The 23,368-nt window shown below is 40.3% G+C and carries 27 protein-coding genes; 7 read left to right on the forward strand and 20 right to left on the reverse strand.

All coding sequences use genetic code 11. The features are described from left to right. Positions 1 to 123 precede the first annotated feature (123 nt). The gene (locus E2626_RS11265) at positions 124 to 1,110 is read left to right on the forward strand and encodes a sodium:calcium antiporter (protein WP_134381866.1); all 987 of its coding nucleotides are present in this window, start codon (positions 124 to 126) and stop codon (positions 1,108 to 1,110) included. A gap of 91 nt (positions 1,111 to 1,201) precedes the next feature. On the opposite strand, the gene E2626_RS11270 is transcribed toward E2626_RS11265, so the two are convergent. Beyond that, positions 1,202 to 2,236 carry a zinc-binding dehydrogenase gene (locus tag E2626_RS11270; RefSeq protein WP_134381867.1) on the reverse strand — a complete coding sequence of 345 codons (1,035 nt, stop codon included), beginning with the start codon at positions 2,234 to 2,236 and terminating at the stop codon, positions 1,202 to 1,204. A 323-nt stretch (positions 2,237 to 2,559) separates the two neighbouring features. Between E2626_RS11270 and E2626_RS11275 the strand changes: the two genes are divergently transcribed. Next, entirely contained in the window at positions 2,560 to 4,107 is a 1,548-nt protein-coding gene (locus E2626_RS11275; protein WP_134381868.1) for a metal ABC transporter solute-binding protein, Zn/Mn family, read from the forward strand. Between the two features lie 62 nt (positions 4,108 to 4,169). Here the strand turns inward: E2626_RS11275 and E2626_RS11280 are convergent, their stop codons facing one another. The 10 genes from E2626_RS11280 to E2626_RS11325 all read right to left on the reverse strand — a co-directional run bounded on the left by E2626_RS11280 (position 4,170) and on the right by E2626_RS11325 (position 11,308). Then, a complete protein-coding gene (locus tag E2626_RS11280) occupies positions 4,170 to 4,619 on the reverse strand; it encodes a hypothetical protein (RefSeq protein ID WP_134381869.1) in 450 nt (149 codons plus the stop codon). A gap of 32 nt (positions 4,620 to 4,651) precedes the next feature. Continuing rightward, positions 4,652 to 4,876, reverse strand: coding sequence for a hypothetical protein (locus E2626_RS11285; protein ID WP_134381870.1), 225 nt, complete (start codon positions 4,874 to 4,876; stop codon positions 4,652 to 4,654). Positions 4,877 to 4,944: 68 nt separating this feature from the next. Next, positions 4,945 to 5,088 (reverse strand): YneF family protein, encoded by a 144-nt coding sequence (locus E2626_RS17205; protein ID WP_166786801.1) that lies wholly within the window; start codon positions 5,086 to 5,088, stop codon positions 4,945 to 4,947. Between the two features lie 117 nt (positions 5,089 to 5,205). Then, positions 5,206 to 5,937, reverse strand: a complete 732-nt coding sequence (locus E2626_RS11290) for a hypothetical protein (RefSeq protein ID WP_134381871.1) — start codon at positions 5,935 to 5,937, stop codon at positions 5,206 to 5,208. Next, the gene (locus E2626_RS11295; protein WP_244094306.1) at positions 5,912 to 6,460 is read right to left on the reverse strand and encodes a sigma-70 family RNA polymerase sigma factor; all 549 of its coding nucleotides are present in this window, start codon (positions 6,458 to 6,460) and stop codon (positions 5,912 to 5,914) included. The genes E2626_RS11290 and E2626_RS11295 overlap by 26 nt, the downstream gene beginning before the upstream one ends. A gap of 128 nt (positions 6,461 to 6,588) precedes the next feature. Beyond that, positions 6,589 to 8,583, reverse strand: coding sequence for a penicillin-binding transpeptidase domain-containing protein (locus tag E2626_RS11300; protein WP_134381872.1), 1,995 nt, complete (start codon positions 8,581 to 8,583; stop codon positions 6,589 to 6,591). Positions 8,584 to 9,315: 732 nt separating this feature from the next. Then, positions 9,316 to 9,807, reverse strand: coding sequence for an SRPBCC family protein (locus E2626_RS11310; protein WP_244094307.1), 492 nt, complete (start codon positions 9,805 to 9,807; stop codon positions 9,316 to 9,318). A gap of 453 nt (positions 9,808 to 10,260) precedes the next feature. After that, complete coding sequence (locus E2626_RS11315; protein WP_134381875.1) at positions 10,261 to 10,557, reverse strand: hypothetical protein; 297 nt, start codon at positions 10,555 to 10,557, stop codon at positions 10,261 to 10,263. Between the two features lie 152 nt (positions 10,558 to 10,709). After that, a complete protein-coding gene (locus E2626_RS11320) occupies positions 10,710 to 11,099 on the reverse strand; it encodes a hypothetical protein (protein WP_134381876.1) in 390 nt (129 codons plus the stop codon). Further along, complete coding sequence (locus tag E2626_RS11325; protein WP_134381877.1) at positions 11,099 to 11,308, reverse strand: helix-turn-helix transcriptional regulator; 210 nt, start codon at positions 11,306 to 11,308, stop codon at positions 11,099 to 11,101. Before E2626_RS11325 ends, E2626_RS11320 begins: the two co-directional genes overlap by 1 nt. A gap of 977 nt (positions 11,309 to 12,285) precedes the next feature. On the opposite strand from E2626_RS11325, the gene E2626_RS11330 reads away from it, so the two are divergent. Then, the gene (locus E2626_RS11330) at positions 12,286 to 12,522 is read left to right on the forward strand and encodes a hypothetical protein (protein ID WP_134381878.1); all 237 of its coding nucleotides are present in this window, start codon (positions 12,286 to 12,288) and stop codon (positions 12,520 to 12,522) included. A gap of 257 nt (positions 12,523 to 12,779) precedes the next feature. Here E2626_RS11330 and E2626_RS11335 read toward each other — a convergent pair whose 3' ends face one another. Beyond that, positions 12,780 to 13,676 carry a macrolide 2'-phosphotransferase gene (locus E2626_RS11335; RefSeq protein WP_134381879.1) on the reverse strand — a complete coding sequence of 299 codons (897 nt, stop codon included), beginning with the start codon at positions 13,674 to 13,676 and terminating at the stop codon, positions 12,780 to 12,782. Between the two features lie 23 nt (positions 13,677 to 13,699). After that, positions 13,700 to 15,163 (reverse strand): Msr family ABC-F type ribosomal protection protein, encoded by a 1,464-nt coding sequence (locus tag E2626_RS11340; RefSeq protein ID WP_134381880.1) that lies wholly within the window; start codon positions 15,161 to 15,163, stop codon positions 13,700 to 13,702. A 477-nt stretch (positions 15,164 to 15,640) separates the two neighbouring features. Here E2626_RS11340 and E2626_RS11350 point away from each other — a divergent pair, with 477 nt between their 5' ends. After that, positions 15,641 to 16,162, forward strand: coding sequence for a DinB family protein (locus tag E2626_RS11350; RefSeq protein ID WP_134381882.1), 522 nt, complete (start codon positions 15,641 to 15,643; stop codon positions 16,160 to 16,162). A gap of 387 nt (positions 16,163 to 16,549) precedes the next feature. On the opposite strand, the gene E2626_RS11355 is transcribed toward E2626_RS11350, so the two are convergent. After that, positions 16,550 to 16,942 carry an NUDIX hydrolase gene (locus tag E2626_RS11355; RefSeq protein ID WP_134381883.1) on the reverse strand — a complete coding sequence of 131 codons (393 nt, stop codon included), beginning with the start codon at positions 16,940 to 16,942 and terminating at the stop codon, positions 16,550 to 16,552. Positions 16,943 to 16,962: 20 nt separating this feature from the next. Next, on the reverse strand, positions 16,963 to 17,529 hold the full coding sequence (locus tag E2626_RS11360) for a GNAT family N-acetyltransferase (RefSeq protein ID WP_134381884.1): 567 nt from the start codon (positions 17,527 to 17,529) through the stop codon (positions 16,963 to 16,965). A gap of 320 nt (positions 17,530 to 17,849) precedes the next feature. Here E2626_RS11360 and E2626_RS11365 point away from each other — a divergent pair, with 320 nt between their 5' ends. Next, positions 17,850 to 18,542: an AIM24 family protein gene (locus E2626_RS11365; protein ID WP_134381885.1), complete on the forward strand. Its 693-nt coding sequence runs from the start codon at positions 17,850 to 17,852 to the stop codon at positions 18,540 to 18,542. A gap of 175 nt (positions 18,543 to 18,717) precedes the next feature. Here E2626_RS11365 and E2626_RS11370 read toward each other — a convergent pair whose 3' ends face one another. The 5 genes from E2626_RS11370 to E2626_RS11390 all read right to left on the reverse strand — a co-directional run bounded on the left by E2626_RS11370 (position 18,718) and on the right by E2626_RS11390 (position 21,720). Then, positions 18,718 to 18,915 carry a hypothetical protein gene (locus E2626_RS11370; RefSeq protein ID WP_134381886.1) on the reverse strand — a complete coding sequence of 66 codons (198 nt, stop codon included), beginning with the start codon at positions 18,913 to 18,915 and terminating at the stop codon, positions 18,718 to 18,720. An 83-nt stretch (positions 18,916 to 18,998) separates the two neighbouring features. Next, positions 18,999 to 19,571 (reverse strand): hypothetical protein, encoded by a 573-nt coding sequence (locus E2626_RS11375; protein WP_134381887.1) that lies wholly within the window; start codon positions 19,569 to 19,571, stop codon positions 18,999 to 19,001. Between the two features lie 122 nt (positions 19,572 to 19,693). Beyond that, the gene (locus E2626_RS11380) at positions 19,694 to 19,999 is read right to left on the reverse strand and encodes a putative quinol monooxygenase (RefSeq protein ID WP_134381888.1); all 306 of its coding nucleotides are present in this window, start codon (positions 19,997 to 19,999) and stop codon (positions 19,694 to 19,696) included. Positions 20,000 to 20,016: 17 nt separating this feature from the next. Then, positions 20,017 to 20,526 carry an RDD family protein gene (locus E2626_RS11385; protein WP_134381889.1) on the reverse strand — a complete coding sequence of 170 codons (510 nt, stop codon included), beginning with the start codon at positions 20,524 to 20,526 and terminating at the stop codon, positions 20,017 to 20,019. Between the two features lie 207 nt (positions 20,527 to 20,733). Continuing rightward, entirely contained in the window at positions 20,734 to 21,720 is a 987-nt protein-coding gene (locus E2626_RS11390) for an aldo/keto reductase (RefSeq protein WP_134381890.1), read from the reverse strand. A gap of 339 nt (positions 21,721 to 22,059) precedes the next feature. Here E2626_RS11390 and hxlA point away from each other — a divergent pair, with 339 nt between their 5' ends. Next, positions 22,060 to 22,692 carry a 3-hexulose-6-phosphate synthase gene (hxlA, locus tag E2626_RS11395; protein ID WP_134381891.1) on the forward strand — a complete coding sequence of 211 codons (633 nt, stop codon included), beginning with the start codon at positions 22,060 to 22,062 and terminating at the stop codon, positions 22,690 to 22,692. 6 nt (positions 22,693 to 22,698) lie between these two features. Beyond that, positions 22,699 to 23,259, forward strand: coding sequence for a 6-phospho-3-hexuloisomerase (gene hxlB, locus E2626_RS11400; RefSeq protein WP_134381892.1), 561 nt, complete (start codon positions 22,699 to 22,701; stop codon positions 23,257 to 23,259). Positions 23,260 to 23,368: the final 109 nt, after the last annotated feature.

A 23,368-nucleotide genomic window follows, 5' to 3' on the forward strand; every position in this document is an offset into this window, starting at 1 on the left:
GAATGGGTATATGCCCCTTATGCTCACTTCTTTACATTTCGATAAAAGTTATAAGGGTTTGAAACTCCCCTGCTTAATTATCAGATTTGTAACTAGCAATTAATCTAAGGAGTTCACAATCTTATGACATGGTTATATATCAGTATTTTTATTATTTCTGCGATCATATCTGCTTATTCTGCGATTCATTTGTCCAGACATGCGGATACGATTAGTAAACAAACGAAGCTCGGTGGATTCTTAGCTGGAACGCTTCTTCTTGCTGTCGCCACATCTTTACCTGAATTAACGACGACAGTTTCAGCAAGTGTGATCGGGAACGCCGATATTGCAGTAGGTAATGGCCTGGGAAGTATCATATTTAACACACTCGTTTTGTTTGTATTGGATATTTACTTCCGAAAGAAACGCCTGTTTCTCAGTGCCTCCCATACTCATGTCTATACGGGTATGATTGCTCTCCTGTTGTGTGTAGTCACGGCAATCGGCTTAATCACTAGTTTTAATATTTCATTATTCAATATTGGTCTGACAAGTTTGATCGTCACCCTGATCTATGTATTTGGCATGTGGTTTATTTCTAAAACACAGGAAGAACCAGAGCCATCTGAAGAAATCCCTCCAACGAAGCTCTCAGATAATCCGTCTATTCGTCACGCGGTAAAAAGGTTTGTCATATACGCCATCGCTATTTTTATTTTCGGAAGTGCTCTTTCTCTCTCCGGTGATGCGATATCACAAAGTACCGGCATCAGCGCAACGGTCGTAGGAAGCGTTCTGGTTGCTCTGGCTACATCACTTCCAGATGCGATGGGCGTATTCATGGCTTTAAGACTGGGCAATGTTAATATGGCAATCGGTGCAATCCTCGGCAGTAACGTGTTCAATATATTAGTGATTGCGATTGGGGATGTATTTTACTTCGAGGGAAGTATTTGGAGAGACACCAGCAATGAATTAATTTATATTTCAATCGTTGGTTTCCTGTTAACTGTTTTAGTGATGGTAATTGTGAAAAGAGACCATACACGTAACAATTTCACTTATCTTCTGCCTTCTTTACTGGCAATTGCTTCGTATCTGATCGTAATTGGCGTTGTATTGTTTTAATTAATAAAAAAATCTCCCTGTCCTGCGTAAACGATTGACCTGTAAAGGTTCGGTTGTTTACAGAACAGGGAGACTTTTTCATTCTAAATGTTTAAGGCAGTAATAAAATCTTACCAAGCTTCCCCTTACTTTTAAAATAAACCTGGGCTTCTTTCGCTTCTTCTAAAGGAAAGCTCTTGTCAATGACTGGCTTTATTTTCTCTTCTGATATCGCCTGAAGCATGTCTTTGAACTCTGATCTTGTACCAAGCACTGAGCCATACATCGTAATATGTTTCAGATACAAAGTTCTGAAATCAAGATTAGTTTTTTGACCGCCTGCAGATCCGGAAGTACAGAACTTCCCGCCTTTCTTTAACACCTGAAGAGATGTCTCAAATAAAGCATCTCCCACCACATCTAAAACCGAGTCAACCGGGCCACCATTTACTTTTAAAATGTCCTCAGGAAGATGATCAGATTGATAAGATAAAACATGCGTTGCGCCTAAATCCTTCATTTTTTCCTCATCTTTTAAATCACCAACAATGGCAATCACCTTAGCGCCAAATACTTTAGAGGCAATTTGAACGTTCAGGGATCCAACTCCGCCATTTGCACCTGTTACCATCACAGTCTCACCAGGTTGAACCTGAATTTGTTTGACCATGTGCCATGCCGTTAAACCACTCACTGAAAAAACGGCGCTTTCAGGATAAGTGTCAAGAGGCATGTCATAACAGAGCTCAGCTGGCCAAACTACATATTCAGCATAACCCCCGTCGTATTCTGATCCTATGAAGGACATATCCTCAGAGATATGTTCAGTCCCCTCTTCTCCACTTGAAGTAAACGGAAATAGTACCACACTTTTTCCGACCATCGATTTGTCTACCTGGTCACCAACACTAACAATATCTCCAGTTATATCTGATCCAGGTGTACGGGGAAACTGCACACCTTCCGGACGCCAGCCCGATTTAGAGCCTGTTCCATATGCGCCCTCTCTCATCCAGATTTCTGTATTGTTAATCGCGCATGCCTTTACTTTTACAAGCACTTCATTTTCTTTAGGTTCCGGCCTGGGAATGTCCACTAACTTTAACTGATCAACATCTCCGTATCCTGTTACTTGTACCGCTCTCATACAATCATCTCCTTTCCGGAATTTACACTCTGTTGGTGCCTGGTCAATTTTTGATAGGACTCTATCTATTCTTATTTATAACTTGATAAACGAACAGGCAAGCTCACTAAACAAATGACTAGTTGTCATCTTCTTGCTGTATATTGTAACTTTGTTTCCTGAACATAGTCTAGTGAGTGCTATTAATAGGAATTCAATTGACTAGAGCAACGCATTTTATTAAATGTCTACAGTAAAACCCCTATAAAAAAAGAATCATTCCTATTTACAAATCGTAATGATTACGATATAGTTCTCTTTGTACTTTTAAAAGGAGGAGAACTATGAATAGAAAATGGTTTATGTCATTAAGTTTATTAAGTGCCCTGGCACTTGCTGCGTGTGGAAATAGTGAGAATTCAGCTTCATCTACTGATTCTTCAGTTTCCCTTACAATCTATACTACGGTCTATCCATTACAGTTTTTCGCAGAACGTATTGCCGGCGATGAAGCAGAGGTAAACTCAATTCTTCCACCCGGTTCCGATTCACATACATATGAGCCCACCTCCAAGGATGTGATTGAAATTGCTGAAGCAGATGCTTTTATCATGAACGGAGCCGGTCTTGAAGGTTACGCTGACAGTATCGCTGAAGCTATTGATACCGAAGATGTAAAAATTGTAGAAGCTGCTGATGGCATTGCATTAAATAAAAGTTCACATGATCACGAGCATGGAGATGATCATGGCCACGACCACGACCACGGAGACAATGACCCACACATATGGCTTGATCCAACCCTTTCGATTGAAATGGCTGAGAATATAAAAGATATACTGATAGAAATGAAACCGGAAGACGAAGGTTTATTTAGCGAAAATTTCGAAGCACTAAGAGAGGATCTTGAAGCACTCGACCATGAATTCTCAACTGGATTTGAATCATCATCCGGCAATCATTTTATTGTCTCACATGCTGCTTATGGTTACTGGGAAGAAGCTTATGGTATTCATCAAATTGCAGTTTCCGGATTAAGTCCAACACAGGAGCCGTCTCAGAAGGAACTGCAGACATTAGTTGAAACCGCTGATGAATATGGATTGCGGCACGTATTTTTCGAACAGAACATAACAACTAAAATCGCCGAAGTCGTCAGAGATGAAATTGGTGCACAAACACTCAGACTGCATAACCTCTCAGTTCTGACAGATGATGACATTGCAAATGATGAGGATTATTTCACATTGATGAGAAGAAATCTTGAGCAATTGAATATTGCACTCTCTGCTTCACCCTCTGTGGAAGCTGAAAATCATGATCATGATCACAGTCACGAACACGATGAAGAAGCCCAAAAGATTTACGATGGATATTTTGAAGATGGTCAAATCAAAGACCGCACACTTTCTGACTGGGAAGGCGACTGGCAGTCAGTCTATCCTTATCTTCAGGACGGCACTCTTGATGAAGTATTTGAACATAAAGCCGAAGATGGCAAAAAAACGAATGAAGAATACAAAAATTATTACACAGAAGGTTATGTGACTGATATAGATCGTATGATCATTGAGGACGATACTTTCACTTTTTATGAAGATGGCGAACAGTCTTCCGGCGTATACGTATATGACGGCTACGAAGTGTTAACGTATGAAGCAGGAAATCGCGGCGTGCGTTATATTCTTAAGCTTGTAGATGAACTAGAAGGAGCAATGCCTGGTTACATTCAATTCAGCGACCACAGCATCTCACCAACTGATTCTCACCATTTCCACCTGTACTGGGGAGATGATCGTGAAGCTTTGCTTGAGGAAGTCGTAAACTGGCCAACTTATTATCCGTCTGAAATGAGTGGAGAAGAGATTGCTCATGAGATGATGGCCCATTAATCAATATGCAAAAGCGGCACCTGATTGAATATAGGTGCCGCTTTTATCATTTAATCAAACAATCAATCAAACCAAAGAAACCTGCCATCACCTGATACAGCCGTATAATAACTCAGCACAACAACCTCTTCTTTGCCGTCCCACCTGATTTCTATATCCAGCTGATCTGACACAGGATGATCCATATTTACGTTTGCTTGAATGACTTCTTCTATTGCATTTTTATCCAAAGCCAGAACATCCTCTTCTGCTTGCTGAAATGAAACACGTTCACTGATATCGGACCCAGTCACAGAAATCTCAGCCTCAATGTCAGGCAGTTCACCATGAAAAGTAATCAGCAGCTTATCTTCAGGACGGTTTCCTTCATGATGTGCAATATATTCAAGCTGAACCTCCCAGCTCTCACTTTCACCCTGGAAGATGAAAACCGTATAATGATCAGGGTCGCCGAACGTACAGCCGCTCAACAGTAACGTATAAAACAATGCAAATACGAATACTTTTCTCATCTCATCACCACTTCACTTTCACATGCACTCAGTCAGATCAAAAACCAAACAACGCCCCCACTTACTAACATCGCAAGCCCAACTGCAGGCCTGAAAAATTGAAGAATATAGGCTGCAATCATGTACACAATGGCAAACCATTTCAGATGATAAGCAGGGTAAATCGTTTCAGCTATGTATCCCATCATGGTTGAAAATGACAAGAATAAGATCAGAAAAGGCATCAGGATTCTAATCACTATTTTCGCTATGTACAATAAAACCTCCTCCATCCATAAACTTCTTTTGACAGTCCATCAATATGAAAAATGAAATCGATCAATCATTACCCACTTGAGTGTCGCTTCAGCTCATTCAAAAGTCGTATGATCTCTTCATTTTGCCGGTTATTCTCTTTTAAGTATTTTTCAATATTAATAGAACTGATAAACAATATGATTACAATCGCTATAAGTGCAAATAAGTACATGAACTTCTCCTTTGTTACGTTTTTACATATATTACAAAATTATATTTGTTTTCTTCAATACGTTTCAAGACTGGCATAAGTTTCAAAAAGGTGAGAGGTTTTTTCATCTCTCACCTTTTACCATCTATCATACATTCCTTCAGGCAACCCCGGACTTTCTACAATCTCCACACTGCCATCTGCAAGATTCACTTTAAGCGCATCATACTCAAAAATCTCATGAAACCCATCCGGGACAGTCGTTCCTTCACTGACAGTAGCCATCGGAATAAACGTCACTGATTCTGCAAGTGGGCTTAAATCATGTAATGTGGCTGTCCAGTGAAGATCCTCTCTCGTTCCTTCTCCATAAGCAGTTCCGCTATTATAAGGTACTTCATATTCGTTTCCAAGGTTATCAATCGCAAACAGCTCCGCTTCCACAGCCATCATTTCCGTTAAAAACTCTGGATCCACAATCTGCTGGTAAGCAATATCAACCTGATTACCCATAAGTGATACTTCTGTAAAATGTATCTTCACAAATTCCTCATTTACTTCTTCATCCAGTGAATATACTGCCTCTTTAGGCCTACTAAGCTCTCCAGCTCCGGACCCTGTTGTGAAATCTGATTCTGTAAAAGGTAAATATGATATCATCTGCTGGCCTGCAGGCGTTGTAAACAACAGTGTACCGCTCAATCCCAGTACAAGTACCGCGGCTGAAAGTTGTTTTACATGCTCTCTGCTCCCTCTTTTTTTCCTTACTGTATGATTGAAAACAGACTGATCAATAATCATGTCTAAACGATCTTCTGGTAACGGAATGGATCCCATTGCAGATTTAATTGAATCTCTTTCCAGCGTCATCTTCATACACTCCTTTTAATTGAGTTTTCAGCTGTGATAACCCTCTGTGAATATTGGTTTTAACCGTGCCAAGCGGACAATTCAGGACATTCGCAATATCCTGTACCGACAAATCTTTGTAAAAGCGGAGGATCAGCACGGTTTTATATTTATCAGGCAGCGCTTCAAGTGCTTCCTTCACATCCAGACCATGAACGACTTCTCCTGAAAAATCCTGTGCACCTGACTGTCTGATTAACTCGGTCAGATGAATCAGTTTTTTCCCTTTTCGTTTTAATGACAACGCCTCATTAATACAGATCCTGGTCAGCCAGGTGGAGAAAAATTCGGGGCGTTTAAGCTGATGAATAGATTCGATACATTTCAAAACAGTCTGCTGAAAGACTTCAACTGCTTCATCTTCATTTCTCACATATGTGTAAGCCATCCGGTACAGTTTTGGCTTTTCGATATGTAATAACTCCTGCAGCGCAAAACGGTCACCTTCAATTGCGCGCCTCACTGTTTCAAGATTTTGCTCCAACAGGATCAACTCCTTTGTCTATTAGAGTCACAGGGAGTGGAAAACGTTTCAAAAAGTAGACCCGGGTCTGTCCCGCCTCTACCTTTCCACAAAAAAAGAGACGCAAAAACCGCGTCTCAATGTCTTATCTATCGATTCAAAAACACCTCAGTCGCAAGCTCAGAAACGTATGTGCTGCCACCCAGGTCTTCAACGCCTTCAATCATCATCGCAAGAACGAATTCAGGATTGTTTTCATCATAGGCAACGAAAAATCCATTTTCTTTCCCGGATTCTTCACCTGCAAGTTTCAGTTCAGCTGTACCTGTTTTTCCTGCGATACTGACCTCTTCAATATTCGCAGGCTGTGCGAACCCTTCAGTAACAACATCTCGTAAATCAGTTCTTAAAATTGAAGCATTTTCTGCTGACAGAAGACCTTCCTTCCATACTTCAGGCTCTTCTTCTTCAAGCAGTAAAGGTTTCATCATTGTTCCATCCGTTAATACAATTTCGTACATAGAAGCAAGATGCAAAATGTTTGTCAGCATTTCTCCCTGACCGTAAGAGGTATCAACAAGCTGACCTTCCGAACCGATCGTTCCATCATTTGATATTTGAGAAACACGCATAGGATAGGTAAATGGCATTTCTTCTTCATATCCTAAGGATTCCAGTCCATCGATCAATGTCTCACTTCCCATATCCAGTGCAACCATAGCAAAATAAATATTGTCTGAGAAAACCAGACCTTTATTCAGATTAACCGGATTAGGTGTCTCATGAACGCGCGTTACACGGAAGTCACCCCAGCCTTCTTTTTGCCAGGTCAATCCACCATCAATCGTAAAACCTTCTGCCGGATCCAGCGTGTCAGCTTCCATTCCAATCGCAGCGGTCAGCGTCTTTTGCGTTGATCCGGGCGCATAAGCAGTTGAAAATCGATTCGTTAAAGGATCACCGGGATCTTCTTCAAGCTCGGCTCTGCGTTCACCACTTATACCGAGTGCCAGCTCTGCCGGATCGAAACCGGGTGAGCTTGCCAGTACGAGCGTTTCCCCTGTTTCCGGATCAACTGCTGCAGCTGTCCCAGGCTGCCCTTCCATTGCTTCAAAAGCTGTTCTCTGAAGATCCGCATCAATTGTTAATTTGATCGTCTCCCCATCCTGCGCTTCCTTTTCAGCAACTGTGATCGTGTCGTCTTCTTTTACGATCGCAATACTGGCACCTGACTCTGCCCGCAATCGATCTTCCAATAATTGTTCGAGACCTCTTCTGCCTATCATGTCAGTGGATGTATACCCTTCACCTTCAAGCTCCTCTAAATCTTCAGCAGTGACTGGACCGATATATCCTGTTAAATGGGATACAACTTCTCCAAATGGATACTCTCTCATTCCAACCGACTGTGAATAAACTCCAGGCAACTCAGTGATCGCTGATACTTTCTCCTGCTGGGTGCCTGACACTTTTTTCAATGGCACAAATAAATCATCCTCAACCCATGCTTGAGAAAGTTCACCATCGATTGCTTCAACACTGATAGACAGCTCCTCGGCTAATGTGCTTTTCGCTTCATCCGTCAACTCACCCGGCACCACGCCTACCTGATAACCGGAGCCGTTGATCGCTAACGGGTTGCCATTACGGTCATGCAGTTCTCCACGCACTCCCGGTACAGTTGATATATCAATGGAATCATTCTGCTCATATTCAGCGAAAATGAAAGAAGGCGCCCAATCGACATACCAGTTCACTTCTTCCTCCCGCTCTTCCTGAATCAGTGTCACCTGCTTTTCAAAAGAAACAGGTCCTGCCATGGTCTCAAATGAAACATCGACCCCTATCTCAGCAGGCTCATCTTCTGCCCACTCCGTATCCTCAGGAATGTCCTGCATCGACACTTCCAGACTGGATACTTCGATATCCTGATACACCTTACTCCAATAATCAACCATCTCATCCGTCTTAAATGTTTCCTTCGATTTAGTGGTTGCATATTCTTCATACATCACATCAAATGCTTCATCATTCCAATGTGACACGTATTCACCTAACCGTTCTTCCGGCGTAATCGGCTCCTGACACCCCGCCAAAAACACGACAGCCAGTAAGAACATAAATCCTGCCAATTTTATTTTCATCAAAGACCTCCAAGTTGAATTCTTAGTTCCATGGTAACAAATATACAACAGTGATTACATTTCTTATGTACGAGAGGAAACTAAAGTTGTAGATTTTATAAGTTTTAAGACATAGTTCTAACTTAGTAAAATCCTTTTAATAACTGATTATAAAGACGAAGTAAGTTGTTACTCCGATTCAAAAACTCAGGCTTTAATTAAAACAGATTATCAATTTTTCACGACATAACCTTTATATAGAATATGTCAGCGCGGTTTAGATAAAATAAATTTCAAAATGTATCTCTGGCATGATTTTACTTGTCATGCAAAAAGCCACTCTCAAATGAAAGTGGCTTTCGAAATCTGATCGGTATAGTGGCTGTGAAAATTTAATAACATTTCTCCGCGTTATAAATGTTGGATTAAAGGTACTTTAATTAACTCCAGTTTCCCTTATAAACTTTAGATAAGCTTTTGCACTCAACACAGAAATCAAATAAATGCCTATGAACGAAACTACATATGCAAAAAGCATGTAAATGAACATATTTGTTGTGCCTATATCCAAATTTAAATAGACAAATATAGAAATCAACAATGAAATCCCGATCGCTTTTATTAAATGTTTATGGCTCATGCTTGCATACTCCCTACTTTGTATTCCACATCATTTGTGTATCTCCATAAACTTTTACATTAATTTTCTTTTGTTTAAATTTCTCAATTCCAGTAAACAGATGACCATTTTTTCTATTTTGCTAAATATTGCTCCAACCGATTCATCTGTGAGTTAAACCCTTCTACCATACCCATTTCAAGCATTTTCTCCAGTGCCTCTGCTGAGTCAAGTGTTGTCGTCGCAACATATTTTGTACCACCATCTGCTGGTATGAACTCAACTTCAATTTCCATTGCCGGCAAGTCTGTGTTCACGTTTCCTTCTTCATCAGAGAACATGTCCTGGTATGAAAATTTTTCAGGAGCGTGTATTTCTTTGAACTGCCCAAGGCCCCAAGATTCCATTCCGTAAAAATCACCCTGAGCTTGATCCTCGCATTTCATGCAGTAATGCCAGTGTCCTCCGGGCTCAAACTCAAATCGTTTATTCTTCGTTTGCCAGCCTTCAGGTCCCCACCAATTTTCCAGCTCCTCCGAAGTTGTAAATGCCTGGAACAGCCTCTCCTGTGAAACTAAAAGCGTACGCTCGATAATCAGCTGATTACCCTTTACCTGAGTTTTCATTTTGCGGCCTCCAATTTTTAAAAGCATAAAACTACTTTTCAAAACAGCAAAACCCTGCATGCTAAATGTAGAAATTGTATAAAACAATAAACAGACTTTCTCTGAGTAATCCTGGCTGACTCACACCAAACAATTTATCATAAATAATATATCAAAATTTTCAGATTTTTAATAGATGAATTTTGCCTTATATCATAATCAGCCGTGCGCAATATAATATTCAAAATCATTTTCATTACTCTAGAGAGAACTTCGTTCAAAAAGTACCTCACTCGCACAAAAGATATATCTCTTAAGCCTTCTATTAGCTAGGACAGCATAGTTTTTATAAATTACTCGTCCTCACCAAGCATGTGAACTGTCTTCTCGTTCATGTCCTTCAATCCACACACATGTGCGTATGCAACTTCACTAATAGGAATCTTGATTTTTTATTCTAACCTTTATTAAAAGTTAAAGCTTGTTTTTAATATGTTTATCATGATAGTAACTTTCATTCATTCCCCAAGTAATATATCCAAATAAAAGTCCACCAACCATGAAAGATACCAAACCTTTCGAGAATAAAGATATCCAGTCACCAGTAAAATATTGCGATAGACTTAATCCGTGGTCAAAGATTTCTCCTATGAGGAAAAATAAAAGTCCTGTTGTTACACCCCAGCCTATGATCCCATAGTAAAGAATGTAATTTTTCTTCCCTTTCCCTCGAACTTTCTCCCACTTCTTAATTCTATTTTCCTTAGACATTAAACCTCTCCTTATTTCTGCAATTTCAGTAAGATAAAAAAAGTTCTATATCAGTTCTTAGAACAATTCCCACACAATTTATTTAACCAATTTATAAGCATCAAATTGCATGATTGTTGTGTTCTCTTTTACAGGCAACAGCTATAAGGTTTTTATCTACGACTGACAATAAGCGCGCCAATTCCGCTAACAAACATATAAGACACAACAAAGATCCAAAGATAGAGAAGTGAAATTTGTTCATGACCCATATAGGTCAATGCAGAGAGTGCCAGAAAAAGAATCCCCAGGAACACATTAGCGATTATAGCGTAATACTTACGCATATTATGTACGATCCTTTCATCCACTTCAGGAGTCTGGTCATTCTTTGATCTTACATACAAAAGATTAATTACGAAGATTATGATGAAAGCTGTCAATGCTCCCAGGATCGCTGACCAGTCAGCTCCACTGAAAATAAGCGTTCCAAGGATCATCCCCCCCAGTCCTCCCATTGCAGCAATTGTAAATCCCCATTTTTGCAGTTTCTTCTTTTTCATCAGGATTCCTCCTCTTCCAGGATAAATACTTCCTCAATAGGAAGATCAAAATACTGTACGATTTTTAAAGCAAGCTCCAGACTTGGATTGTATTTATTCTTTTCGATTGCTGTAAACGTCTGGCGGGTGACCTGTAAATCTTCAGCCATTTTAATTTGCTTAATCCCTTTCTCTTTCCGGATCTTCTGGATATTGTTCTTAACCGGCATGCTTCTCACTACTTTCCGGAACTAAAATGTAAACATATCTTTACATTTATTATAATCAACCCACGTATCAAAGTAAAGATATCTTTACATTAAATTGGAGTCATTCTGATTTTGGTTATTCGTTATAGTCCAGAATGTTCTTCGTGCACAGCTTGTAGAATTCCCCTGTAACAATTAAAAGGATGAAACTATTAAAAACATTATTCCTCACTGGACAGAACATTCTCTGCCCATTCCACTGGCCGCTCCATTGCGCCGTTGCCAGAGATCTATATGTCAGGCTCTATGCCGACAGATTTTCTTCCTGCACTACTTAGTCCGCGTCTTCACATGCAGCCAGCATCAGGACTTACAATAATACAGGTCCAAACATTTTTTCATTCCATCTCTACTCTTTCAATAGTTCTTCTGGGTAGAAATTTTTTGAAAAATTCATATATTACTACATTGGTAACTTTATGGATTGCAGAACAATTTGAAAGTTACTAGGAAAAGGGATTTAATTACCACATATGAAAACTCATGATAAACTAAGATAATCTTGTTACATGACGGAAGGGAGGTTATTTATTTGTCAGAACTGCTTGGCATATTTACTTTTATTTTGATTCTCCTAATTGTAGTGATATTCACCTTTCTAAGCTCACTTAATTTCACACACCCTACCGCAGTTCAAATACAACTATTCGGCATTCATATAACTATAGTCGGTGGGTTCTTATTACTTAATAATGGACTTATAACATCATATTTAATTTTGATATTAGGAGTCTGTATAGGTGTTTATGGGAGTTTCAAACAAAATAAATCTATTAGTCAAAGTGATGAAAGAAATTAGTGGACGATGCGGGGTTAAGATTTTACTTATGTATTTTAAAATTTCAAATACCACTAAGTAAGAAAAAAAGTTATAAAACAAGTTATTTTTAAAGGGTATATTCTCCCGTAATTTTCATTATATTAGGAGGTATTTACTAATGCTGTATTTCCAGAGAGTTAAAAATTTGTCCAAGGCTTTTTTCGGAATAAGTGGATTATTTATTTTTCTATTAGTTATCAGTTATATGAATCCATCTGAGATCAGAAACACTAACTTATACCCATTGGCGTTAATCATTTTTTCAATAGTCAGCTTATCTCTTGGCATCGCACTAAAGTACGTTGTTAAGGATGCCCGTGAGTACATTGAGAGAGAACTGAATGCTGGGGAGTGAATTTAGAGTGCGGTAAAATATGCACATAAGAGACAGAGATCGCATAGAAAGATCATGTCTGTCCCTACAGTGTACATCTCATATAACTTTAACCTCCGTCCCCAAGGTATCTTACTTTTTAAGAACATTCTATTTTCCGTTCCATTGCGCCTCTGCCATTCAATAGAACATACTTATCTCCACCAAGAACGAATTGAATTTTCGATGCTAAAGAAAAACGATGCTGATCCCCGAAGAGGCAGCATCGTTTTTATCATTTACTCATCCGCACCAAGCATCTGAACCGCCATCTCGTGCATGTTCTTTAATCCAGACACAAGTGCGTATTCAGCTACAATAATTGGGCCTGCAGCTTTGACCTCTTCGATATGCTCCTGCATCCCGGACCAGGTTCGGCCACCTGCATTGTCATATGCATGAATCAGTTTTTGCAGGCCTTCTTTTCCGAAGATTTGAAGATGTGCTGTAAAATCAACTGATACATCGCCCACGCTAATCTCTGTCCAGTCAATGAACCCGGTTACAGCACTTTGATGATTAATCAGGATGTGACCCGGGTGCAGATCGCCATGTCTGACACCAGCACGTGCAGGCCAGATCCGCTCATTAGCCAGCCAGGCCTCCCAACGCTCCCAAAGTGCGGGGTTAACGTTGAAATGCTCCCTAATATGATTCATTCTTTTTTTCATATCAGGCCTCATACCTTTACCTTCAATGATGTTTATCCCTGTACCTTTGAATTGACGAATGTCCAAAGTATGCAGTTCCGCCATCGCTTTACCTAAAGAACGATAAAATGCCTCAGGTGGGTTCTGCTCATCCAGCCCCCATACATACGCTTGCTCATCCATATCAATTGTAGCTGCTGGAACGCCTTCCAGCTGCTTATAGGCAATCAGATGATTCGTAAATACTGACCAGCTCGGTACCTCGAAAGTGACATTTTCACTCAGGATATCCAGCCCACGCTTCTCAACATCTGCATGTCTCATAGACTCTTTTTGGCGTGGAACTCTTAATATCCACTTGTCACCATGCTGATCTGTTGCATGCCCAACTCTGAAATCCACTCCCGACTCATTGATCTTGAACACCTCTTCTGATAAAACCAAACCTTCTTGTTTCGCTAAATGTATAATCTCAGATTGTTTCATGTTTCATTCCTCCATTTATATGATTATTTCACTCTTGTTAAATCTCTGTCACTGATCTTATACACTGAGTCCGCTACCCTTTTTACAAACTCCCGATCATGACTGACCAGTAAAACGGTTCCCTCATAATAATGAAGAAAAGTTTCAAGTGCTCTAATACTGTCCAGGTCCAGAAAGTTAGTCGGCTCATCAAGCACCAGAATGTTGTAAGCACCTGAGAACAGCTGACAAAGATGAAGTCTGATCGATTCTCCACCACTTAACTGGTTGACTTCTTTAATCAAATCATTGCCTACAAATTTCATCTCATGCAAAATAGCACGAATATTACTTTCTTCAAATTCACTCTTTTCTTTCATAAAAGCGAGCACTGTTTTATTTTCTTTTATTTGATAACTAAGCTGATGGTATACGCCAAACTCAGCTTTTGGTGAGATCGTCAACCCTTCTCCCTGACCCACAACATGCTTAAGCAAAGTTGATTTTCCTGAACCATTTGCACCACTGATTACAATGTTTTCTCCAAGTGGAAACTGAAAACTCACATTTTCTAGCAAAACTTTTTCTCCAGATTTAAGTGTGAGCTGGTCTGCCATAATCGGAAAACGATTATGAAGTCGAAGTGATTTAGACTGTTGAAAGTGAATAGGCTTTTCTGTTTCGACCGGTAATATTTCTTCTAACTGCTCCACCCTTTTCTCAAGTGCCTTTGCAGTTTTTTGAATCGCTTTTTGACTTGTATCCTTTTGCTTTGTCATATACATCCGGTTCGCGTTGGCATGAACTTCTTTTTTAGCACCTGACTGCTTCGACTGTGTAATCTTACTTGCCTTCTTCATCTTTTCATCTGCAGCCGCCAGCAGCCTCTGCTTTTCTTTCAGATATCTTTCATGCAGCTCCTGCTGCTGTTGCCGCTCGAGCTCTTTTTGCAACTCATAGTCAGAGTAGTTCCCGGTGTATTCCGTTACTTGACCATCATGCACTTCCCATATTTTCGTCACAAGTTGATCAAGTACATAGCGATCATGGCTAACAAGTACAAGTGCTCCATAATAATACTTCAGCTCTTCAACCAGAAAATCAATACCTGCTGCATCAAGATGAGTAGTCGGTTCATCAATAAGCAGTCCCTCGTGATAATCAGATAATAGCTGAGCGAGCTTCAGTCTTGTCTGCTCACCACCACTGAGTTCTTCCTCGTGATCAGGAACATTCAGCTGACCAAGTAGTCTAAAATCAATACCATCTCTTACAAATGATGCTTCCTTCTGCTCGAAATAGTTGAACTCAATCTGATGATTTACACTGCCCAGGTCTGGCTTCAAATCACCACTCATCAGCTTCAGAAGCGTACTTTTCCCACTACCGTTCTTTCCAACTATTCCAATCCGGTCAAACTGATGAATACGAAGATTTTTTATATCCAGAATGATTTTATCTAAAAACGATACCTCTATCTCTTTTAACTCCAAAACTAACCTTTCCATGATAACACTTCCTTTTTTAAAATAATTTAAGGAATGTAATCACAAAAAACCCACAGACTGCTCTGCGGGTTGCGGGTAAACGGGCGTACACCAAAAAATGTCTCCCTTTATATACAAAAAGAAAGACAGACCTCATCTGCCTTTCTTCATCGTCAAAAAACTGATCCGTTGAAGGTTATTAAAAATGTGCAGACTTCTCCCGTTTACCCTGCTTATGAAAACAGAGCCTTTGAACATATGAAATTACTGATTGTTCAAAGTTTGCTGGCGTAGTCTCACTGAATACATTTTTAACAACCCTCCTTTAATTTAGTAAGTCCACTATACCTTATTTCATTTATAGTGTCACGGGAAATACAATTTCAATCTCTAAATATATATTACTAAACTATATCATTTATACTTTCAATATTAGTCTTGTTCTCCATTTATTTACTGGTAATATTATGTATGTGCTGATATACAGGAGGGATTTATATGGATTGTAGAATTAAACAAAGAAACGGATTTGAAGGAAAAGTTGGTGAGCTTGTTTCTATGCTGGAGTATTCACGAGGGGTGCTGCTTGAAGATATTAAAGATTTGAGTCAGTCAGACCTTGATTTCATTGCCTATGATGGTGCGAATTCAATTGCGGCACTGTTGATGCACATTGCTTCAGTAGAATTCGTTTACCAACTGATCACACATGAAAACAGAGACTTTAACGAAGAAGAGTTATCTGAATGGAAAACTGCATTGCTTCTTGATCCTGAAGCTACCAATGAAATCAAAAACCAGCCACTGGAACATTACATAGATATACTTGAAGAGACTAGGAAAAAGACTTTAAGCATTCTTGCATCCAAAAATGAAGAATGGCTGTTTGAAGAAGGTGAATGGGAAAACGGTGTAGCCTATAATAAATACTGGTTCTGGTATCACGTCATGGAAGATGAAATCAATCACCGCGGGCAGATCAGAGTGATTAAGAAGATGCTTTTAAATCATAATCAGTAACCACGAAAGAGTGATGAAACAATTGAGGTTTCTAAAGATAATCTACATCCTGCTGACAGGAAGCATTCTCTCATACTATTATAGTATGTTCATGCCCAAGGATGGCGTCGTGCAGGGAATTATTTATATTACATTCGGGATAGGTTTAGGTGTTCCTTACTATTTAATCTACAGGTGGATTTTTGGCAGGTTTGAGCGGCATGTACATACTGGGACGGAGGTTAAAGTGCGATGAAATGCACACTGCAGGGACAGAGGTTGTTTCAATATCTCAAATCTGTCCCTGCAGTGCACACTTCGTGTAAATCTAACCTCCGTCCCCAGAGTTCGAACTCCGATTACAGTATGTAAAAGCAGGTGCTTTATATAAAACTAGAATAATTCGTTTCAACTTTTCATCACTTCGAGCAAAAACTTCTTATCCTCCGGGTAGACGTGTTTCATATCCTCTACATGAGATAACGACATCCACTCTGCTAATTCTATGATCTTGTCAGGATCGTCAATCCCTCTGCTTTTTCCGATTTTGTCTACCTTAAAATAATGGGTTTTTACTTCTATCCCTTTAATCATTGTTTCCTTCATAAACAGGTGATCTGTTATTTTAACTTCATATCCCGTCTCTTCCATCACCTCTCTCACACAGCATTCCTCCGGTGTTTCACCCTCTTCAATCCCACCTGAAGGAACCGCCCATGCATCCGAGTCATGACTTTTCACCATTAGCACTTCATTATTTTCATTCAAACAAACTGCAGCTGTGCCATACCATTTTCTCATTCGTACCTCTCCCTTGTTCTTCACGAAGAAGTAAATTCCTCTCTCAAAATCGAATACACCTTTCCATCCCAGTGCTTCCCTTTGATAAATAAGCTTTTCCTTAAAACCCCTTCAAACAACATGCCCGCTTTTTGCATCACTTTCTCTGACCCTTCATTCTCTGGGAAACATCTTGCCTGAATTCGGACGAGATCCATATTTTCAAAGCCAAATTCGATGATTTTTTTCGCTGCCTCTGTTGCAATCCCTTTGCCCCAGTAATCCTGCGAAATGACATACCCAATCTCAGCTGTGTGATTTTTTGGCTGCCAGGAAACAAAATCAACGGTTCCAATCAGCTTGCCGTTTTCCTTGTACTCAATTCCCCACGGTGCAACCTTATGATTTCGATATTGATTCAAGACAAATTCAACAAACTCTTTAGTGTCGGATAATGTCCTGTGAGTATTCCACGTAACGTATCTCGTTACTTCATCATTTGAGCCGTAATGATACATATCATCAAGATCTTCTGGCGTTAATTTCCTCAATATAAGACGTTCTGTTTCGAGTACTGGTAATTCGGTAAAAATATCTTCGATTCTCATAGAAACAACTCCTATTATCTGATTTCACTTTTCTCAGCATCCATTTATTATAAATTCTCGCTGCACACAATCAATTCCTCTTAAAAACCGCTTAACTTTTTGGGGACGGAGGTGAAATTGTCGTCATATGTGCACGTCTGGGACAGAGTTGACGTTAAGTATTTCAAGCCTGTCCCCGACGTGCACATTTCATGTCACTCTAACCTCCGTCCCCACAGTGACATAGTAAGCCATCCTAATAGCAACAGTACACCACAACAAACGAAACCATTTCCCAAATCAAACGTATAGACTAATATCCAAACCAAGGAGGAATTTCAATGTCAAAGTACTCCATCAAGCAATTTGTACAGAATACAAAGCAGGAAGAAAGCGCGCGTGATTTTTTTGAGCTTGAGACCGATCGTATGCTGGAAGTGAACCTGAATGGGCAGGTCTGGGCAAAGGCAGGATCAATGATCTCTTATGAAGGTAAGATTAAGTTTGAACGTGAAGGTATGCTTGAACACGGACTGGGTAAGTTTATGAAGAAAGCATTTAGTGGTGAAGGCGCCCAGCTGATGAAGGCAAATGGACAGGGGAAACTTTATATAGCTGATATGGGTAAGAAAATCACCGTTTTGGATCTGGAAGGCGAAAGTATCTTTATTAACGGAAATGACCTGCTCGCTTTTCAGGATGGGCTTGATTGGGATATCAAACTCATGCGCCGTGTGGCCGGTATGATGGCAGGCGGTCTGTTCAATGTCCGTCTGGAGGGCAATGGACTTGTTGCTTTCACATCCCACTATGAACCGCTCACGTTACTCGTTACACCTGGCAGGCCTGTATTCACAGACCCAAATGCAACCGTTGCATGGTCCGGTAACCTTGAGCCTGAGTTTGTAACGGATATTCAGCTGAAAAGCTTATTCGGGCGAGGCAGCGGAGAGTCCGTGCAGATGAAGTTTGAAGGGAATGGATTTGTTGTTGTTCAGCCTTTCGAGGAAGTATATCAGGCGCAACAGAGCTGATTAAACGATTAATAGCTGTTCATGACACTGGAAATGAAGCAATTCCAAAAACTGCTCTGACGGAATGTTGAGCCGAAGAAAATAAACGTGAAATAACTAATTTTTCTAATAGAAAAGCAGATCCCATCAATGCTCAGCACTGACAGGATCTGCTTTCCTCATTCTCCTTATTCCATCAGGCAGCTTTTTCTACCCTCCACCCTGATGTTGATTTGTTATGCTTATGATTCAGCTGCTCAATCTTCTCCTTTTTTGTCTTCGTTTTTCTCACATGTGTGCTGATGTCAGTCTGTGTACCGCGCTTTATTTCCACATCAAATGCACCATTCCTTACCGCATGCTGCCGCCGTTTTTTAGCTCTGCTTTTACTCATCGTTATCTCTCCTTTGATTAAAAAGATTTGTTCACTTTTATTATAACAAATAAATGGAAAGGTAGAAGCTGGTTGACCCGCCTCTATCTTTCCTCAATTACTCCAGCTTCACTTTTCAGGAAAATATGATAAAACTCTACTAAGAATATAATCTTCAAAAGCATTAGAACACCCATTAATATTTGCGTAATTTCCGGGACCATTGAAAAAAGGAAATAAAACATTCCTGCCAGAACGTATGTAGTCATCATCCCTGCGCACAGTCTTTTTAATCTTCTTGTATGAGGTGTCTCGCCTTGTTCATTCTCCAATCCTTCAAGCAGGCGGGAGGTAATGACGAATACCATAAACATCCCTGCGATGACAAAGCCCAGTCCCACATAAGATATAATGGCCAAATATGTATCGAGAGGAAGTGTTAAAGGTGAGTTTCCGGAAGCATTTAGAATGAGAAATGAAAGACTATGAAAAATCATGAAGACGACTAATGGTTGAACCTTTTCGATGCTTTCATATTTCCTCCCTAACGCTCTCACGCCGAAAAACACCAGGATATATCCAATCAGGTTAGTTAAATAATATGCAATACCGATATCTAAGAAATTGATATTTGTTTTAAAGAATACTAGAAGCAGTCCGAGTAAAATTTGTCCCATAAGCGAGTTGGCTCCTTTTATGCTTTCCCTGTACTGAACACAATGTTAACACAATTCCTTTTACTATTATAAGTGGGATAAATTGTGTTGTGATTGTTTCTTATCACAGGGAACAATCCAACTCAAACTCCTTTCCCACCCACAGTCTTAAGTGTACTAATTCTTTCCATGCCAGCTATGATTGGTTTTGCACGACTGATCAGCGTCTGGGTCGCTTCAAGTGATAATGAAGCCTGATGAGCCTCTTCATTATCCCATGTTTCATATACGTATACTGCATCCGGCTCATTTTCAGACATACTCACAAGGTAGACTTCGCACTCATCAAGATCTTTCATTGATTCAGCCGCCTCTAATAGAATGTCAGCCAGCAAATCCCGCTTCCCTTCCTGCACTATGAACTTGCCGAACAGGCTATATTTACTCATTATAACTCCTCCTCTTATCAAACTTTTATTACTTTTGTTTTCGCAATCGTGTCATAGACTGATTGCCTGTCTTTCGTAAAAACAGCTGTCAGGATATACAGCAACATCAGTCCATAAATCAATGCACCGAATACAATTAAAAAAGCTGTATTATCATTACCGGCAGTGATTTGATAGACAAAAAAATGTGAGAGCTCCCATGGCAAAAACTTAAGGAATGTTCTAAATGTCATACGTAAGACTGATACGGATTTTCCATTTATATCTACTACCTGTATCCTTAACTTCTTTTTCCCAAAAGACTGACGGCCGATTTTTGAATCACTGAGAATGAAGTAAAGAGACACTGGGAAAGTCACGAGCATAAAGCCTGCAAATTGTCTCATAAACAGAGATGCTCCATTAAAAAAGTGCTGCAGATCAGGTATAACGAACAAGCTTAAGAGCAATAGTGCAATTAAATAAAAGATTATGAGGACATAATCCAGCAAAAAAGCTCTAAGACGGAGTATAAATGATGCTTTCAATTATACTCTCTCCTTCACTATCATTTTGATGTGAATTGCGCTACCTGGAGAAATTCATTTTCGACCATACACTGTTAGAGTTCTCTAAAATTCCATATATTCCTTCTCTCCACCGACAAATATAAACATTTTTACAACTCGCTTTTGATACTTCAACCTAAAAAGAGCCCCGGTCACAATACCGGAACCCTTTCATATCTTATTCTACTATTTCCCCGGTAAAACCGCTCTAGCTGAAACGAGTCCTTTTTCCACTAACTCATCCCAAAAACCAGCCGGAATGTCCGCTTTCAGTGCCTGCAGATCTTCCTTAATGCGTTCAGGCCTTGTAGACCCTGTCACCACTGCTTTCACTGCTGGATGTGCAGTTGAAAACTGAAGCGCAGCATCCTTAAGCTTCACCCCGTGATTAAGTGCGACTTCATTGAATTTATCGACACGTGCTTTAATCTCAGGTGTAATTTCCTGATAATCAAAGTGATCTCCTCCCAGCAATGCACCAGAGTTAAATGCTGAGCCGATCACAAGTCCGCCTCCACTCTTCTCCGCAAGCGGCATCATCCGCTCAAGTGCACGGTCATGCTGAAGCAGCGTGTATTGAGTAGCTGATAAACTTAAATCAGGATGTGCTTCTTCAAGTTCAAGTGCCACTTCAATCGGAGTCGTCGTATTAACGCCAAGCCCCCACGCTTTAATCACACCTTCATCTCTCAGGCGATCCAGCACCTTGAACGCACCATGTCGCGCTTCATCAAACTTCGTGATCCACTCATCTCCCAGAAAGTCAGGTGAAATATCGTGCACATACACCATATCCAGTCGATCCGTTTTCAGACGCTTCAGACTGTCTTCAATCGATTTAAGCGTGCCTTCTTCTGTATAGTCTGTCTGGATCTTATTCTTACGGCCATACTCAAACAGCCCTTCTTTTTCTTCTGTTTCATCCAGCACAAGCCTGCCTATCTTCGTGCTTAGTAGATAATCATCCCGCTTATAAGATGACAAAACCTCTCCAAGTCTGATCTCTGCTAATCCCGCTCCATAAAACGGTGCTGTATCGAAATAACGGATGCCTTCATCCCATGCAGATTGAATCGTCTCCCGCGCTTCTTCTTCAGGTACATCTCTGAACATATTGCCAAGCGGCGCGGTTCCGAGACCGAGTTTATGCTGTATTGTTAAGTCATTTTTCATGATCAAACACCTCTTTCAGATAGTTGATGATTCAAAGGATATATGTAGATATCTACCCGGTGTGAAAATGGTTAAACGGGTGATTGTCGCCTGTAAAAAACGAAGCTGATCATTTAAATAAAGGCAGCACATAGCATAAGTCACTTTGTTTGATAATGTGGCTGATTAGGATTAGACTACGAAAACGGCTTAAATATTGAGGGTCTTCACGAGAAACATCTTTTTCATGTAGAGCCAATATTGACTATAAAAGCCGGCAATATAAGTGTGCATCAAAAAGATAAGAAATAAGGATGATCAGTCCTTACACCACAAAATTCTGTTTAGGAGTGATTGTCGATGAAATTACAATTAGCATTAGATTTAGTAAATATTCCAGAGGCCATTGAATTGGTGAAGGAAGTAGAAGACCATGTAGACGTAGTAGAAATTGGTACACCAGTTGTGATTAACGAGGGACTTAAAGCAGTAAAAGAAATGAAGGCTGCGTTCCCAGAACTGACTGTACTTGCTGACCTGAAAATCATGGATGCAGCCGGTTATGAAGTAAGTCAGGCATCTGCTGCAGGTGCTGATATTGTGACAATTCTTGGCGCTGCTGAAGACGCATCAATTAAAGGCGCCGTTGAAGAAGCGAAAAAACAGGGCAAGCAGATCCTTGTTGATATGATTGCTGTAAAAGATATTGCCACTCGTGCGAAAGAGCTGGATGAGCTTGGTGTAGATTATATCTGTGTTCACACTGGATATGACCTGCAGGCAGCCGGCCAGAATTCATTTGAAGACCTGGCAACGATTAAAAGCGTTGTGAAAAATGCTAAAACAGCTGTTGCTGGCGGCATCAAGCTTGATACACTTCCGGAAGTCATTAAAGCACAGCCGGATCTTGTCATCGTTGGCGGTGGCATTACAGGAGAAGACGACAAGCAGGCTGCAGCTGCTAAAATGAAAGAACTCATCACACAGGGGTAATCTGTTATGACGCAGACGACTCACTATTTCAAAGACATTCTTGATGAGTTAAGCCGCGCAGCAGACTTACTGTCAGATGAGCAGGCTGAACAGCTTGTAAATCAGCTCATTGCCACCAATAAAATCTTTGTGGCAGGCGCCGGCAGATCAGGGCTCATGGGCAAATCCTTTGTGATGCGTATGATGCATATGGGGCTGGATGCTTATGTAGTTGGCGAGACAGTGACAGCGAACCTGGAACATGACGATATCCTGATCATCGCTTCCGGATCCGGTGAAACAAAAAGCTTAGTCTCAATGGCTGAAAAGGCCAAAAGTCTGGGCGGAATGGTCATTGCCGTCACGATTAACCCAGATTCAACGATTGGACAACTCGCGGACCAGGTCATTAAAATGCCAGGTTCTCCTAAAGACCAATCGGAAAGTGCATATGAAACCATTCAGCCGATGGGATCCCTTTTCGAGCAAACCCTTCTATTATTCTTTGACGCAGTGATTCTGCGTTTTATGGAGAAAAAAGGACTGGATTCTGATACGATGTATGGCAAACATGCAAACTTAGAATAAATCACGCACACAGAAAGACCGAAAGCGCTCAAAAGCGTTTTGCGGTCTTTCTGTTTTTTTATGAGCTTATTGTCCGAAAGTCAAAGTAAATCGTATCACTCTGCGCAAC

This window comes from Jeotgalibacillus salarius (assembly GCF_004405125.1).
Taxonomy (GTDB): Bacteria; Bacillota; Bacilli; order Bacillales; family Jeotgalibacillaceae; genus Jeotgalibacillus; species Jeotgalibacillus salarius.